This window comes from Pseudomonas cimarronensis (assembly GCF_049331905.1).
In the GTDB taxonomy this organism is placed as follows: Bacteria; Pseudomonadota; Gammaproteobacteria; order Pseudomonadales; family Pseudomonadaceae; genus Aquipseudomonas.
The window spans coordinates 2,048,778-2,064,695 of sequence record NZ_CP186283.1 but is presented as its reverse complement, the minus strand read 5'-3'; the positions used below and the strand labels follow the sequence as shown (position 1 = coordinate 2,064,695).

Below are 15,918 nucleotides of genomic sequence, written 5' to 3'. Positions count from 1 at the left end.
ATGGGGCATAATCGCGGGCATCATTCCAAGCCGCGACGAGCTTCCATTACATGCCTCGCCTCATCGTTGTTGTCCCTCAGCTGGAGGGTTGCCGCCCATGATCCAATCCCTGCGTCGCCTGGCTATTGCCAGCCTGTTGCTGCCTGTGTGCCTGCCACTGGCTGCCGCCAATGGCGGTTTGTCGAACAAGGTTCAGCAGTCGCTGAAAGCCAACAAGATCAGCAGCCAGTCGCTGTCGGTGGCCACCGTACCGCTCAATGGCCCCGGCAATAGCAATTTCTTCAATGCCGACATCTCGGTTAACCCCGCCTCTACCATGAAGCTGGTCACCACCTACGCAGCGCTTGAGTTGCTCGGCCCGACCCACCAGTGGAAAACCGAATTCTTCACCGACGGCCAGCTGAAGAACGGCGTGCTAAACGGCAACCTGTACCTCAAGGGTGGTGGCGACCCCAAGCTGAACATGGAAAAACTCTGGCTGATGATGCGCGACCTGCGCGCCAACGGCGTGCTGCAAGTGACCGGCGATCTGGTGCTCGACCGCAGCCACTTCGTGCAACCACAGCTACCGAGTTTCAATGACGACGGCGGCGACGCCAACAAGCCGTTCCTGGTGGCCCCCGACTCACTGCTGGTCAACCTCAAGGCGCTGCGTTTTATCGCCCGCACCGAAGGTGGCAAGGTGCATATCGCCGCCGAACCGCCGATTGCCGATATTCGCATCGACAACCGCGTCAAAGCCCTGCCGGCTGCCAAATGTCCGGGCTGGCCGGATGTACGTTACAACCCGGTCACCGAATTCGATGGCACCACGGTCATCGTCACCGGCAAGCTGGCCGAAGGCTGCAGCTCGCAGACTTATTTGTCGCTGCTCGATCACCCCAGCTACGCCGCTGGCGCCATCCGCGCCATCTGGCAGGAACTGGGCGGCAGCATCATGGGCAAAACCCGACTTGCCCCAGTGCCGGAAAAAGCCCGATTGCTGGCCCGCGCCTACTCGCCGGACCTGACCGAGATCATCCGCGACATCAACAAATACAGTAACAACACCATGGCCCGGCAGCTGTTCCTCAGCCTCGGCGCGCAGTTCCGCACCTCCGCCGACCAGGACGACAGCAAGGCCGCGCAGCGGGTGATCCGCAGCTGGCTGGCGCGCAAGGGCATCACTGCGCCGCACCTGGTAATGGAAAACGGCTCAGGGCTGTCACGTGCCGAGCGAGTCAGCGCACGGGAAATGGCCACCCTGCTGCAGGCGGCCTGGAAAAGCCCCTACGCCGCCGAGTTCATGGCCTCGCTGCCATTGGTAGCCATGGACGGCACCATGCGCAAACGCCTGCACCGCACTCCGCTGGTGGGCGAGGCGCGAATCAAGACCGGGACGCTGAACAACGTGCGCGCCATCGCCGGCTTCAGCCGCGACAGCAACGGCAACAGCTGGGCCGTGGTGGCCATCCTCAACGACCCACGCCCCTGGGGCGCCTCGTCGATTCTTGATCAGGTGCTGCTGGATCTGTACAAGCAGCCCAAGCTCAGCGCTCAGCGTTAGTCTCTCGACCAACCCCGCGCCGATTCAGGTACGGGGTTCTACTCCATCTCCCCACACAGCTGCGCCGCGCGTAACAACGCGGCGGTCAGGCTGTGGCGCTCCCACTCCTGCAATCCGGCAAAGCGCTCGACAAACTCCGGTGGCAGCAGGCTCGGTGCCTGTTGCAGCAGGGTGCGGCCCTGTTCGCTGAGCAGCAGCCACTGCCGGCGACGATCCTGATCGTCGCGCTGGCGTTGCAGCAGGCCCTTTTCCTCCAAACGGTCGAGCATGCCCGACAGGGTCGCCGCCGTGAGGCTGACCCGACCGCTGAGGTCACTGGCCGTCAGCCGTGTTTCCCCCGCCAGCACCTGCAAAATCATCAACTGCATCGGCGTCAGCCCACCAAAGCGGCCGAGGCGTTTGGCATGCACTTCACCGGCCTGCTGCAAACGCCGCAAGGCCTGAAACAGCGGTAGCTCAAAGGCCACGACAGATGACAAATCTATTTCAGTAGAAACCTTTTTATCAGCCATAAACGCCTTTTAATTCGATATAAAACTTTGACATGAAAGCATTATTTTGTTTTGGTGTAAAAGGTTCGGCAGCCCCGAACCACTCCCCAACGGCAATACCGGTAAGGAATTATGTGCGCAATCGCTGGAGAATTACGTTTTGATCAACGACCGGCCGACCTGGCTGCAGTCGAGCGAATCACCCACCACATGGCCGCTCGCGGCCCCGATGCCCACGGCTTTCACAGTCAGGGCCCACTCGCCCTCGGCCACCGCCGCCTGAAGATCATGGACCTGGCTGAAGCCTCCGGCCAGCCGATGATCGACAGCGAGCTGGGCCTGACGATGGTGTTCAACGGCGCCATCTACAACTACCCGGAACTGCGCGAAGAGCTGAAAGCCCTCGGCTACCGCTTCTTCTCCGATGGCGACACTGAAGTGCTGCTCAAGGGCTACCACGCCTGGGGCACCGACCTGCTGCCCAAGCTCAACGGCATGTTCGCCTTCGCCATTTGGGAACGTGACAGCCAGCAGCTGTTCATCGCCCGCGACCGCCTCGGGGTCAAGCCGCTGTACTTGTCACGCACCGGCGAACGCCTGCGTTTTGCCTCCAGCCTGCCAGCACTGCTGGCCGGCGGTGACATCGGCAAAACCCTCGACCCCGTTGCCCTCAATCACTACCTGAACTTCCATGCGGTGGTGCCGGCACCGCGCACCCTGCTGGCCGGGGTGGAGAAGCTGGCACCAGCCAGTTGGATGCGCATCGACGCCCAAGGCAACTCTAAGCAGCAGACATGGTGGAACCTGAACTTCGGCCCGCAGCGCGAGGAAATCGCCTTCGGCCTGGAAGAATGGCAAGAACGCGTTCTCGACGGCATGCGCGAAGCCGTGTCGATTCGCCAACGCGCTGCCGTGGACGTCGGCGTACTGCTGTCCGGCGGCGTCGACTCAAGCATGCTGGTCGGGCTGCTGCGTGAAGCCGGGGTGGACAACCTGTCGACCTTCTCCATCGGCTTTCAGGATGCCGGCGGCGAGCGCGGCGACGAATTCCAGTATTCCGACCTGATCGCCGAGCACTTTGCCACCCGTCACCATCAGCTGCGCATTGGCGAACACGAAATTCTCGAACAGTTGCCAGCGGCCTTCCGTGCCATGAGCGAGCCGATGGTCAGCCACGACTGCATCGCCTTCTACCTGCTGTCACGCGAGGTGGCCAAACACTGCAAAGTGGTGCAGAGCGGCCAGGGCGCCGATGAGCTGTTCGCCGGCTACCACTGGTACCCGCAGGTGGACGCCGCCGAAGATGCCTTCGGCGCTTACCGCGCGGCGTTCTTCGACCGGGATTACGACGAGTACGCCGCCTGCGTGCAGCCTGCATGGCTGACTGGCGACATGGCCGGCGACTTCGTCCGTGAGCACTTCGCCCAGCCCGGCGCCGTGGCTGCCGTGGACAAGGCGCTGCGCCTAGACAGCACGGTGATGCTGGTCGATGACCCGGTCAAACGGGTCGACAACATGACCATGGCCTGGGGCCTGGAGGCGCGCACGCCGTTCCTCGACTATCGCCTGGCCGAGCTTTCCGCGCGTATTCCGGGGCGCTTCAAGTTACCCGATGGCGGCAAGCATGTGCTCAAGGAAGCGGCACGTAAGGTGATCCCCAGCGCCGTCATCGACCGGCCCAAAGGGTATTTCCCGGTGCCTGGCCTCAAGCACTTGGAAGGCGCCACCCTCGGCTGGGTGCGCGACCTGCTACTCGACCCCAGCCAGGATCGCGGCCTGTTCAACCCGGCCATGCTCGATCGCTTGCTGAGTAACCCGCACAGTCAACTGACGCCTTTGCGCGGCTCCAAGCTGTGGCAGTTGGCGGCGCTCAATCTCTGGCTCAACGAACACGGCTTGTAGAGCGCTGCGGTGGCTGGGTACACACCTGCCACCGCCGCATCCGCCTCCTGCTCATAGCCAAGGACTTTTCCAATGCGTGCCACTGCCTTTAACCAACGCCTGCTGCGCGGTCAGGCGCCCTCCTACGAGCGCCTGACCGCGCGCCTGGCCGAGGATCACAGCGCCCCGCCCAGCCAACCGCACGCCGTGCATTGCGGCTGGGGCCGTCTGCTGATCGGCCACACCTACCCGGATGCCGCTGCCCTGGCCAGTGAATTGCTGGCTGAGCAACCCGGCGAGCGCGATATCGCGCTTTACGTAGCCGCGCCGCACCAGGTGCTGGCGCAAGCGCCGCAGCAGCTGTTTCTCGATCCCTCCGATACGCTGCGCCTGTGGTTTACCGACTACCGTCCCGCGCGCCGCAGCTTTCGCGGTTACCGCGTACGCCGTGCGCAGAATGCCGAGGATTGGCAGGCGATCAACGCCCTGTATCAGCTGCGCGGCATGCTGCCAATCGAGCCCGACAAACTCACTCCGCGCCACCTCGGCGGACCGGTGTATTGGCTGGCCGAGGATGAGGACAGCGGCGCGGTGATCGGCAGCGTGATGGGCCTCAACCACCACAAGGCCTATCAGGATCCGGACCACGGCAGCAGCCTGTGGTGCCTGGCAGTCGACCCGCGCTGTAGTCGGCCTGGGGTCGGCGAGGTGCTGGTACGCCACCTGATCGAACACTTTATGAGCCGCGGCCTGAGCCACCTGGATCTGTCCGTACTGCACGACAACCAGCAGGCCAAAAGCCTGTACGCCAAACTGGGCTTTCGCGAACTGCAGACCTTCAGCATCAAGCGCAAGAACGGTATCAACGAAGCCCTGTTCCTCGGCCCCGGCCCGCACACGCCGATGAACCCTTATGCCCGAATCATCGTCGATGAAGCGCTGCGACGCGGCATTGAGGTGCAGGTCGACGACGCCGACGCCGGGCTTTTCACCTTGAGTCACGGCGGCCGGCGCATCCGCTGCCGGGAATCACTGAGCGACCTGACTAGCGCGGTGAGCATGACCCTGTGCCAGGACAAGCGCCTGACCCACCGCGCCCTGGCACGTGCCGGATTGTGCCTGCCAGCCCAACGTCTGGCCGGCAGCGCTGAGGACAACGCCGCCTTTCTCGCCGAACACGGCAGCCTGGTGGTCAAGCCAGTGGATGGCGAGCAAGGCCAGGGTGTGGCGGTGGATCTGCGCACGCCACTGGATGTGCAGGACGCCATCGAACGCGCCAGCACCTTCGACAGCCGCGTCTTGCTGGAAAGCTTTCACCCTGGTTTTGATCTGCGCATTCTGGTAATCGGCTTTGCCGTGGTCGCCGCCGCCATTCGCCGCCCGGCAGAAGTAATCGGCGATGGTCAGCACAGCATCGGTGAGCTGATCGACGCGCAGAGCCGCCGCCGGCAAGCCGCCACCGAGGGTGAAAGCCGCATCCCCAAGGACGCTGAAACCTTGCGCACCCTGCATGCCGCTGGGGTGGACTACGACAGCGTGCTGCCGGCCGGCCAGCGCCTGGCCGTGCGCAAAACTGCCAACCTGCACACCGGCGGCAGCCTGGAAGACGTAACCGACAGCCTCCACCCGGTACTCGCCGATGCTGCGGTAAAAGCCGCCCGCGCCCTGGATATCCCGGTGGTCGGCCTCGATTTGCTGGTGCCTGCGGCCGATCAACCCGAGTACGTGTTTATCGAAGCCAACGAACGCGCCGGTCTGGCCAACCACCAGCCGCAACCCACCGCCGAGCGCTTTATCGACCTGCTGTTCCCGCTTAGCCAGGTGGATTGACCCAGCGCCGCGCTGCCTGTTCCCGGATTGCGCCAAGGCTTGTCCGGGCTACAGCTCACCGTAGCCCGGACAAGCGCAGCGCAGTCCGGGAAGCAAGAACCGCGTAGCTAGTCGACCAGGTAGCCACCCAGACACTTTTCGCTAGGAGAAACCATGCAGCAACTCCCCGAACCCGACCTCGCCTATCTGCAGAAAGTACTGCTGGAAATGCTCGCCATTCCCAGCCCTACCGGTTTTACCGACACCATCGTGCGCTACGTCGCCGAACGCCTGGAGGAAATCGGTATCCCCTTCGAGATGACCCGCCGCGGCACCATTCGTGGCACCCTCAAAGGCAAACAGAGCAGCCCGGACCGCGCGGTTTCGGCGCACCTGGATACCATTGGCGCCATCGTCCGCGAGTTGCAGGACAACGGTCGCCTGGGCCTGGCCGCCGTCGGCTGCTGGTCGAGCCGCTTCGCCGAAGGTAGCCGCGTCAGCGTGTTTACCGATCAGGGCGTAATACGTGGCAGCGTGCTGCCGCTGATGGCCTCGGGACACGCCTTCAATACCGCCGTGGACCAATTGCCGATCAGTTGGGACCACGTCGAACTGCGCCTGGATGCTTACTGCAGCACCCGCGCCGACTGCGAATCGCTGGGCATTTCAGTGGGTGACTTCGTCGCCTTCGACCCTCTACCGGAATTTACCGAGAGCGGGCACATCAGCGCGCGTCACCTGGATGACAAAGCCGGCGTCGCGGCGCTGCTTACCGCACTCAAGGCCATCCAGGAAAGCGGCCTGGAACCAGAGATCGACTGCCACCCGCTGTTTACCATTACTGAGGAAGTCGGTTCTGGTGCGGCAGCCGCCCTGCCCTGGGATGTCAGCGAGTTTGTCGGCATCGACATCGCACCGGTCGCGCCGGGCCAGCAGTCCAGCGAGCACACCGTCAGCGTGGCCATGCAGGACTCCGGCGGGCCTTATGACTATCACCTGTCACGCCAGCTGCTGCGTCTGGCCAGCGAATATGAAATCCCGGTACGCCGCGACCTGTTTCGCTACTACCACAGCGATGCGCAATCGGCCGTCACTGCCGGCCACGACATCCGCACCGCACTGCTGGCCTTCGGCTGCGATGCCACCCATGGCTACGAACGCACGCATATCGACAGCCTCAACGCCCTCAGTCGCCTGCTCACGGCCTACCTGCTCAGCCCACCGGTATTTGCCAGCGATGCTCAGCCAGCACAGGGCTCGCTGGAGCGTTTCAGCCATCAACTGGAACATGATGCGCAGATGGCCAGCGACACCCGCGTGCCCAGCGTTGACAGCCTGTTGCGCCCACGTGATCAGGACGCTTGAAGGGGCGCGCGCATCAGGGCAAAGTGATGGCATGACGCGGGGCCAGATCAGGCCTCAGAAAATAATATTGAGGTCGCTGAATGCCTCGGATTTGGCTGGCGCTGGTACTGTTCTGGTTGTGCGGGCCAGCGTGGGCGCTGCAGCCTGCAACGCTGGATAACAGTGATCTGCGCCTATCACTGGGCCCCGCCATGGCCTACCTGGAAGACCCCCAGGGTGACATGAGCATCGAACAGGTCGCGGCCCTGGCGGATGAACGCTTCACCCCGGTGCAAGGCCCACATGCCAACCTCGGCAAGAATGACTCCACCTGGTGGTTCAAGATCCGCCTGAACAACGTGCTGGCGCAGAACCTGGCCGGCTACCTGGAAATCAATTACCCACTGCTCGATCACCTGCAAGTGTTCCTGGCCCATGCCGATGGCCAGTGGCAGATGCAGGAAAGCGGCGACCGTTATGCCTTCTCCCAGCGCCCGGTGCAGGTGCGCAACTTCTGGTTCCCACTTGAACTGCCCACCGGCGAGAGCACGCTACTGATTCGGGTGAAAACCAGCAGCACGATCTTCATGCCGGTGTTCTTCAGCACCTACCAGGCCAGCGCCGCCGCCCAGGAAAACCTTATGGGCTTCAACGGCGCGTTCTATGGCGTGCTGTTTGCGATGTTCTGCTACAACCTGTTCCTGTTTATTTCACTGCGCGAATCCGCCTACTTCTGGTACCTGGCCTACAACCTCAACGTCGGTGTGCTGGCGGCCTGCTTTGACGGCATGTTGTTCAAACTGCTGCCTGAGCATGTGGCCTTCCAGTCAGTAAGCATCTACATCCTGATGTACCTGCACTGCCTGACGGCGATTCAGTTCAGCCGGCATTTCCTGCATGCGCCGCAGTACTTCCCACGCCTGGATACGGGCCTGCGCCTGCTGATGCTGGTGTGTGCCGGCTGCCTGTTGTCAGTGCCACTGATCGGCTTCAGCGCCTGGAATATCCTCGCCAGCGTCACGGTTTCACTGGTCTCGCTGACCCTGTTGCTCACCGGCCTGTATATCTGGCGCCGCGGCGTACGCTACGGCTCCTACTACACCCTGGCCTGGGCCATCCTGCTGTTCGCCTTTATTCAGGCCACCACCGGCTCGCTGGGCCTGGAAGTGCTGGGGGTGTTCGGTGCTACGGCGGTGAAAATTGGTGTGACCATCGAACTGATCACCCTGTCCATCGGCCTGGCCGATCGCATCAACCTGCTCAAGGAGGAAGGCTTCCAGTCGCGCCGCGCCGCCGAGCAGGCGGAAATCGAGAACCTGGCCAAGAGCCGCTTCCTGGCCAAGATGAGCCACGAAATCCGCACCCCGCTCAATGGCGTGCTGGGCATGCTGCAGCTGCTCAAGGAAACGCCGCTGGATCGCAGCCAGCGTTTCTATGTCGACACCATTTCCAGCTCCGGCAGCTCGCTGATGGCGGTGATCAACGACATCCTCGATTACGCGCGCATCGAATCCGGCAAGCTCAGCCTGGAACATATCGAGTTCGATCTGGAGGAGCTGATTTCCGACACCCTCAGCCTGTTCACCGGACAAGCCCTGGACAAGCGCCTGCGCCTCTACGTCAGCCTGGAAAGTGGCGTACCGCGCCGCGCCCAGGGCGATCCGACACGGCTCAAGCAGGTGCTGATGAACCTGCTCAGCAACGCCCTGAAATTCACCGCCGAAGGTCATGTGGCGCTGAACGTCTGCCGGCGCAATGACTCCCAGGGCAATCCGCATCTGGTGTTCGCCATCAGCGACAGCGGTATCGGCATCAGCGACCAGGCTCTGACCCAGTTGTTCGAATCCTTCGCCCAGGGCGACTCCAGCACCACCCGCCGCTATGGCGGCAGCGGCCTGGGCCTGGCGATCAGCAAGGAGCTGGTGGAGATGATGGGCGGCCGTATCGAGGTGCAAAGCACCCCGGGCCAGGGCACACGCTTTGCCTTCGATATTCCACAGGCTGACGAACCGTTGCCCACCGACCCACTGCATGAGTTGCTCAAGGGCCGCACTGCGCTGCTCACCTCACTCGATGGCCTGGGCCTGGATGCCCTGAGCCGCCTGCTCGGGCGCTGGGGCATGCGCACCGAGCGCTGCCAGAACCCGGAAACCCTGCACGGCTACCTGGAAGATTTCGCCGCACCGCCGCTGCTGGTGCTGATGGCGCCGTGGCCAGGCAGTATCCAGCACTGGCTGGATTCGCTGCGCCCGTTGCTGCAATCGGGTCAGCGCGTGCTGCTGCTCTGCGCCCCGGAGCAATGTCAGCAATTGCCCAACTCTGGCGGCTTGCGCCTGCTCGGCCTGCCGCAGCCGCTGGCGATCAATGCCCTGCGCAGTGCACTGCTGGAACTCTATGAAGAACCGCGTGCTGCGGAGATCAAACCGCTACCGAAAACCCACACCGACACCGGTAGTGCGCCCTGCATCCTGGTGGCTGAAGACAACCCGGTAAATCAGCTGGTCGTCCAAGGCTTTCTGAAAAAACGCGGCTACAACGTGCGCCTGGTTACCAACGGCCTGGCGGCACTCAACGAATACCAGCGCGACCCGAGCGCCACGCAACTGATCCTGATGGACTGTGAAATGCCGGAAATGGATGGCTTCGAAGCCACCCGGCAGATCCGCCGCCTGGAGCGCCAGAACAACCTGCCAGCGGTGCCGATCATCGCGCTGACCGCACATATCCTCGATGAACACCGCCAGCACGGAGTCGACTCCGGAATGAATGACTTCCTCGGCAAACCGCTGGACAGCGCCAAGCTGTACAGCACTCTGGAAACCTACCTGCTGCCTACTGAACCCTCCGTCCAGTAACTGCACGGCAAACATGGCCAGGCTGGACGGCGCACGTTAGGATCGCGCTGCCTTTTGGAGACCCTACCGTGCTGATCCCCTATCACCTGCTTGAAGCTGACACCCTGACCCGCCTGATCGAAGACTTCGTCACCCGTGACGGCACCGACAACGGCGACGAAACCCCGCTGGATACGCGTATCGAACGGGTACGTCACGCATTGAGCAAAGGCCAGGCAGTGATTGTGTTCGATGCGGACAGCCAGCAATGCCAGCTGGCGTTGAAGCGTGATGTACCGAAAGAATGGCTGGATGCACTTGAAGGGCTGGACGATTAAAGGCGGTTAACCGCGTAACCCACCCTCGCGCTCCCACGCGCAACGCACACGCAACTCGCCTTCCTGCGGGCTGTGAAAGCCGTTATCCGACTCCCAGCGAAAGGTGTGCGTGCCGTTCAGCTCGGTTTCCAGATGCACCACCGCGCTGGCCCAGTACAGGCGTTTGAGCAACGCCTCGAACTGCTTGATCCACAGGCTCCACTCATACTCCACCGTGCGATAGCTGGCGCCGAAGTGGATCACCTGAGTCTGGTATAGGCCATCACCCGGCTGCTCGCAACAGGCAAACATTTCCCTACCGAGAAAACTCCAGGCATCGCCCGTCGGCAGCTCATCGAGCACCTGGCGATTGATCTCACGGCGCAAACGGCTTTCCGCCGGGCTATCCGACGGCCAGTCACGGATGCAACCATAAACGATGGATTCCGACTCCACGCAGGCACTCCAGCAAATCAAGGCTGCCTTCTATCACAGCCCCGGAGGCCAAGGAAGGAACTGCTGCCAAATAAGCGTTATCAGCGGCAAAACCCGCCTCAGCCAGAATTGCGCGACGGGCCATGGCGCATCAGCCAGGCCAGCAGCGTCATCAGTAACGCCAGCACTGTGAGCACCATAAATGGCAGCTGATAACTACCCGCCAGATCGCGGGCCAGACCGGTCAGCACCGGAGTCAGGCACGCCAGGCTGTAACCCATGCACAGCATCATCGCCGTCCAGCGGCTGACCGCCAGTGGCGAGCCTGCTTCATACAACGGCAATACCAGGGACAGAGCAAATGAGCCGCCCAGGCCAAAGCCGATGGTCACCGCCCAGAGCTCGGGCAGTACAGTCGGCTGGAAGGTGATCATGATCAGACTGACCGATGACAACAGACCACATCCCATCAGCAACAGATAGCGATTGTGGAACCGTTGCGCCAACCAAGGCAGCAGGAATGAACTGGGCAAGCCCATCAGCATCGACACACTGAACAAGCTGTTGCTGTGCAACACGCTCAACCCAGCCTCGTGATACCGCGCCACCGCCCAGGTGGCCAGGGCATAGAACAGCCCCGCCTGAATGGCAAAGAATGCACTGATCAGCCAGGCTCGCGGGCTGCCCCAGGGCAGGCCGGTACCCGCAGCGTCAGCATCCGCTTCGGCGCGATTGGGCAGGCACAGCCAGAGCACCACGCCCAACACCGCCGGGAGGGCCCACACGGCCAGCCCATGGGTCCAGTCATCGCTCAGCCACTGAGTGGCCGGCACGGTCAGCACCGCGCCGCCAGCGCCGCCAATAGCCATGCTCAGCGAATACCACCCCACCACGCTGCCCATACGCCCGGCGAAATGACGCTTGATAAACCCCGAGAGCAGCGGCCCCGCAACCGCGATGGCCGCCCCCAGCAACACCGCACTGCCGATCAGAATGGCACTGGCATGTCCGATTAGGCGTAGCAGCAGCGCAGCGGCAATCAATGCCATACACAGGGCAATGGTGCGCTCGAGCCCAAAACGCACAGCCAGGCGTGGCGCGAAGGGTGCCAGCAAGCCCATGCACAGTACCGGCAAGGCAGTCGTCAGGCTGATCAGGCTGCGGCTCAAGGCCAGTTCTTCGGCAATCCGCTCGATCAGCGGTGCCAGGGAGGTGATGCCGGGCCGCAAGTTGATTGCAGCCAGAACCAGGGCCAGCAACAACAGGGCCCGCGGGAAAGGTTTCACAGAAATACCATCAGTTTCGCGGCCATGCCGACATGACCGCAAACCCTAACGCCCGAGCCCGCAGCAGGCAAGCCCAAGCACCGATTAAGCTGACCGAGTGATCAACAAGATCACCCTCACACTGGCATCACTTGCTGCGTGGAGCACGCATCTTGTCGGCCATGGCGGTCATTTCGTTGTACAGCAACTGTGGGTTCTTCTGCTTAACGGCCCAGGCCATACGGCCCTGCTCGTGGGGCAGGATCATAAACTCGCCCTTGGCAATTTCCTGATAGATGTAGTCGGCAATATCCGCCGCACTGATCGGTGAGCTTTCCAGCAGCTTGCCGACCTGCGCCTTCATCGCTGGCGTTGGGCCACGGAAGGAATCCAGCAGGTTGGTCTGAAAGAACGATGGGCACACCACATGCACACTGACTTCATGCAGCTTCAATTCGATCAGCAGGCTTTCCGACAGGGCCACTACACCGGCCTTGGCCACGTTGTAGTTGCTCATCGCCGGCCCCTGCATCAAAGCCGCCATGGAGGCGATATTGACGATCTTGCCTTTGCTCTTTTCCAGCAAGGGCAGGAAAGCCTTGCAGCCCTTGACCACGCCCATCAGGTTGATCGCGATCTGCCAATCCCAATCCTCCAGCGACAGCTCACTGAAGAACCCACCAGACGCCACGCCGGCGTTGTTGACGATCACATCAATGCCACCCAGTTTCTCTTCACAGGCCTGCGCAAACGCCGTCAGCTGGCTGTAATCGCGCACATCGCAGCGCTGGGTGAAGCCATCACCACCCGCCTCACGCACCAGTTGCAGGGTTTCCACCAATCCTGGTTCATTGACATCCGACAGCGCCAACTGCCAGCCCTCACGCGCCCAACGCAGGGCAATCTCACGCCCCAAACCTGAACCCGCGCCGGTGATCATCATGCGATTTTGCATAGAAAGCTGCCTTTGCTGCTGTGATTGATGGGGCCAGTGTAGCTGGGGAAATTATCTTGCCCGCACACCATCATCCATCTGAATAAGGCGGCCTAAGCCCCACTCACAAGCGCCGCCAGCGTTGCCTGAGAATTGCGGCATAGATAAGGCCATTGAGCAGCAGCACAATCAGCCCCAAGACCACCTGAATCTGCGGGGTCAAACCAGCCGGGTAGATGATCGGCAGCAGGTAGTGCTCAACAAAACCACCGCGGTACCCCGCCTGCCCGGCGGCCTGCCGCAAACTCTGCTCCAGCGGAGTCAATGGACAGGGCCAGTGCATCAACTCCACCAGCACACCCCACATAGCGGCTGGCACATGCAGCCAGATCAAGCTGCGCCACCGCCACACCAGCAAGCCGCCCAGCAAGGCAAACAGAATAAACAGCAGATGAAAGACCACCACCGCATCTGCCGCGACTGCAGACCACAACATAAATCCTCACTGTTAATACGCGGCACACTTCAGCCAGAAAACAAAAAGGCCGGTTGATAACCGGCCTTGTTCAGCACAACAGATCAATGCGTCAGTTGATAATCAACTTGTCGCGGTTCTTCTCCAGCGTAGCCTCCCCAATACCCTTGACCTCCAGCAGCTCATCTACTGAAGCAAAGTCACCGTGCTCATCACGATAAGCCACAATCGCCTGCGCCTTGACCTCACCAATACCTGTCAGCTCACGCTGCAAGGTGGCGGCATCAGCCGTATTGAGATTGATCTTATTGATTGGGGTGGCTTCAGTTACTGCAGCAGAAGGTGCTTGTTGCGCGGGGGTTTCAGCAGCAATGCTTGCAACAGAAAAGGTGGCCAGCAGAGCGAACAACAGTGACGACAGTTTGACTTTCAGCATATGCGTATCCTTACGTTAGTTTTTCTCAAAGCGTGGGACTTCCCTCTCCACGCCCTTGAAAACTAGCTGCTGTCATCCAGTTGTCAAATCACTGGAATTTTCATCACCTCACAGAGCGGACTAGGGCTCAACACCGCGCTTAACATGGATCCAGTCAACAATCTCACCCTCGGGTTTGTAGCCGTTGACGGTCTCCCTCAGCAACTGCCGCACACGTTCATAGTCATCGCACTCAACTGCAGCCAGCAACTCGCCCAGACGCTCCTTGAATTGCTCCCAAGGCAAATGCTCTTCATTGGCCCGCATGATCATTGGATGTTCGGTTGGGCTGACGTTATCGCCAATCAGCAGCTCTTCGTAGAGTTTCTCGCCTGGTCGCAGGCCGGTGAACTCAATGGCAATATCGCCGTGTGGGGTTTTATCCGACTTTACACTCAGCCCGCTGAGGTGAATCATTTTCTCGGCCAGCACAGCAATTTTCACCGGCTCGCCCATATCGAGAACGAATACATCACCGCCCTCGCCCATAGACCCCGCTTGAATGACCAACTGCGCGGCCTCGGGAATGGTCATAAAGTAACGCGTGATATTCGGGTGGGTAACCGTGACCGGCCCCCCCTTACGGATCTGCTCATGAAATAGCGGAATCACCGAGCCAGACGAGCCTAAAACATTACCAAAGCGCACCATGGTAAAGCGCGTCTTATTGAGCTGATGCACGGCCTCATCATCAGCGAACAACACCGGCGCAGACTCACGGCTGAGCGCCTGCAACACCATCTCGGCCAATCGCTTGGTGCTGCCCATTACGTTAGTCGGCCGCACCGCCTTGTCAGTGGAAATCAACACAAAATTGGTTACTCCCGCCTTGACCGCCGCCTGCGCAGTATTGAGCGTCCCCATCAGGTTGTTCAGCACGCCCTCGGCAATATTGTGCTCCACCATCGGTACATGCTTGTAAGCCGCTGCGTGGTAAACCGTATTGACCTTCCAGGTGCACATCACATCAGCCAGACGCGAGGCGTTACGAATCGAGCCCAGAATCGGTACCAGACGCAACGGTAACGACTCACGCTTTACCCTCGCCTCCAGCTCACTGTGAATGCTGTATAGATTGAATTCGCTGTGTTCGAACAGCAAAAGGGTTGCAGGACCATTCAGTAAAATCTGCCGGCAAAGCTCAGAACCAATGGAGCCTCCAGCCCCGGTCACCATCACCACCTGATTACGGATACAGCGCTCGAACAACGCTTGCTGTGGCGGTACGGCATCACGGCCAAGCAGATCGGCAATGTCGACTTCTTGAACATCTTCAACCTTGACCCGCCCACTGGCCAGGTCCATGAAACCAGGAATGCTACGTACGTGAAGCGGAAAACGCTCTAGTTCTTCAAGAATCTGCCGACGACGCCCACGCGAGGCTGAAGGCATGGCCAAGAGAATCTCATCAGCCCCCGTTTCATCAATCATTTGCTGGATATGCTTAGAGGTGTATACCCGCAAGCCCGCAATCGTGCGATTGGCAATACCCGAATCATCATCAATAAAGGCTACCGGGCGCATAGCGCGCCCCAACCTAAGCGCAGCAACCAACTGGTTGCCCGCCGCACCTGCACCATATATAGCGACTTTGGGCAAAACGCTTTCACGGCCTTGTAGCCTAGTTGGCTGGTCGGCAGAGAACCAATCCCCCATAAAATACTGGCGCATCATCAAGCGTAACCCACCGACCAATACCAGACTCAACCACCAGTAGTTGAAAACCATTGAACGTGGGATAAGCTTGGGCGCCGCCGGATACCAATAAACAGCCAGCGCCAGTAATAACGCCGAAAGTGTGACAGCTTTGCCAATAGCCAGTAGCGCATCGTTGCCAAAATAGCGCATAACAGCGCGGTACATGCCAAAACGAATAAACATCGGAATGGCGATCAACGGCGCCAGAGCGAACAACCAGGCATGTCCTCCGAGAGGCTCAATAGACTGGCTATCGCCCAAGCGCACAACAAAAGCCAGCCAAAGCGCACTCCAGACGAGGACCACATCCATGGCCACTTGAATCAGTCGCTTTTGACGTCGTGGCAAACTAACCAGACGACTGCGCAACCTCTCAGCAAATAATAACACTATGATTTCTCACCCATTATAAAG

The 15,918-nt window shown here is 60.8% G+C and carries 13 protein-coding genes; 6 read left to right on the top strand and 7 right to left on the bottom strand.

The window, feature by feature from the left end; genetic code table 11:
- Positions 1–97: 97 nt before the first annotated feature.
- Complete coding sequence (gene dacB / locus ACOCLD_RS09575; RefSeq protein WP_422911717.1) at positions 98–1,546, top strand: D-alanyl-D-alanine carboxypeptidase/D-alanyl-D-alanine endopeptidase; 1,449 nt, start codon at positions 98–100, stop codon at positions 1,544–1,546.
- 38 nt (positions 1,547–1,584) lie between these two features.
- Here dacB and ACOCLD_RS09570 read toward each other — a convergent pair whose 3' ends face one another.
- Positions 1,585–2,058 carry a MarR family winged helix-turn-helix transcriptional regulator gene (locus ACOCLD_RS09570; protein ID WP_392539415.1) on the bottom strand — a complete coding sequence of 158 codons (474 nt, stop codon included), beginning with the start codon at positions 2,056–2,058 and terminating at the stop codon, positions 1,585–1,587.
- A gap of 111 nt (positions 2,059–2,169) precedes the next feature.
- Between ACOCLD_RS09570 and ACOCLD_RS09565 the strand changes: the two genes are divergently transcribed.
- The 5 genes from ACOCLD_RS09565 to ACOCLD_RS09545 all read left to right on the top strand — a co-directional run bounded on the left by ACOCLD_RS09565 (position 2,170) and on the right by ACOCLD_RS09545 (position 10,243).
- Entirely contained in the window at positions 2,170–3,939 is a 1,770-nt protein-coding gene (locus ACOCLD_RS09565) for an N-acetylglutaminylglutamine amidotransferase (RefSeq protein ID WP_422911716.1), read from the top strand.
- 72 nt (positions 3,940–4,011) lie between these two features.
- On the top strand, positions 4,012–5,748 hold the full coding sequence (gene ngg / locus ACOCLD_RS09560; protein ID WP_422911715.1) for an N-acetylglutaminylglutamine synthetase: 1,737 nt from the start codon (positions 4,012–4,014) through the stop codon (positions 5,746–5,748).
- A 153-nt stretch (positions 5,749–5,901) separates the two neighbouring features.
- On the top strand, positions 5,902–7,092 hold the full coding sequence (locus ACOCLD_RS09555) for an osmoprotectant NAGGN system M42 family peptidase (RefSeq protein ID WP_422911714.1): 1,191 nt from the start codon (positions 5,902–5,904) through the stop codon (positions 7,090–7,092).
- Between the two features lie 80 nt (positions 7,093–7,172).
- Entirely contained in the window at positions 7,173–9,926 is a 2,754-nt protein-coding gene (locus tag ACOCLD_RS09550) for a 7TM diverse intracellular signaling domain-containing protein (RefSeq protein WP_422911713.1), read from the top strand.
- A 68-nt stretch (positions 9,927–9,994) separates the two neighbouring features.
- Positions 9,995–10,243, top strand: a complete 249-nt coding sequence (locus ACOCLD_RS09545) for a YheU family protein (protein WP_233684265.1) — start codon at positions 9,995–9,997, stop codon at positions 10,241–10,243.
- 6 nt (positions 10,244–10,249) lie between these two features.
- On the opposite strand, the gene ACOCLD_RS09540 is transcribed toward ACOCLD_RS09545, so the two are convergent.
- From ACOCLD_RS09540 to ACOCLD_RS09515, 6 genes are all read right to left on the bottom strand, one after another.
- Complete coding sequence (locus ACOCLD_RS09540) at positions 10,250–10,678, bottom strand: hypothetical protein (RefSeq protein WP_422911712.1); 429 nt, start codon at positions 10,676–10,678, stop codon at positions 10,250–10,252.
- Between the two features lie 98 nt (positions 10,679–10,776).
- Positions 10,777–11,943 carry a CynX/NimT family MFS transporter gene (locus tag ACOCLD_RS09535; protein WP_422911711.1) on the bottom strand — a complete coding sequence of 389 codons (1,167 nt, stop codon included), beginning with the start codon at positions 11,941–11,943 and terminating at the stop codon, positions 10,777–10,779.
- Positions 11,944–12,070: 127 nt separating this feature from the next.
- Complete coding sequence (locus tag ACOCLD_RS09530) at positions 12,071–12,877, bottom strand: SDR family oxidoreductase (protein WP_233684262.1); 807 nt, start codon at positions 12,875–12,877, stop codon at positions 12,071–12,073.
- Between the two features lie 103 nt (positions 12,878–12,980).
- Positions 12,981–13,352, bottom strand: coding sequence for a DUF2784 domain-containing protein (locus tag ACOCLD_RS09525; protein WP_422911710.1), 372 nt, complete (start codon positions 13,350–13,352; stop codon positions 12,981–12,983).
- 91 nt (positions 13,353–13,443) lie between these two features.
- Positions 13,444–13,767 (bottom strand): ComEA family DNA-binding protein, encoded by a 324-nt coding sequence (locus ACOCLD_RS09520; protein WP_422911709.1) that lies wholly within the window; start codon positions 13,765–13,767, stop codon positions 13,444–13,446.
- Positions 13,768–13,887: 120 nt separating this feature from the next.
- Positions 13,888–15,894 carry a polysaccharide biosynthesis protein gene (locus tag ACOCLD_RS09515; RefSeq protein ID WP_422911708.1) on the bottom strand — a complete coding sequence of 669 codons (2,007 nt, stop codon included), beginning with the start codon at positions 15,892–15,894 and terminating at the stop codon, positions 13,888–13,890.
- Between the last annotated feature and the right edge of the window lie 24 nt (positions 15,895–15,918).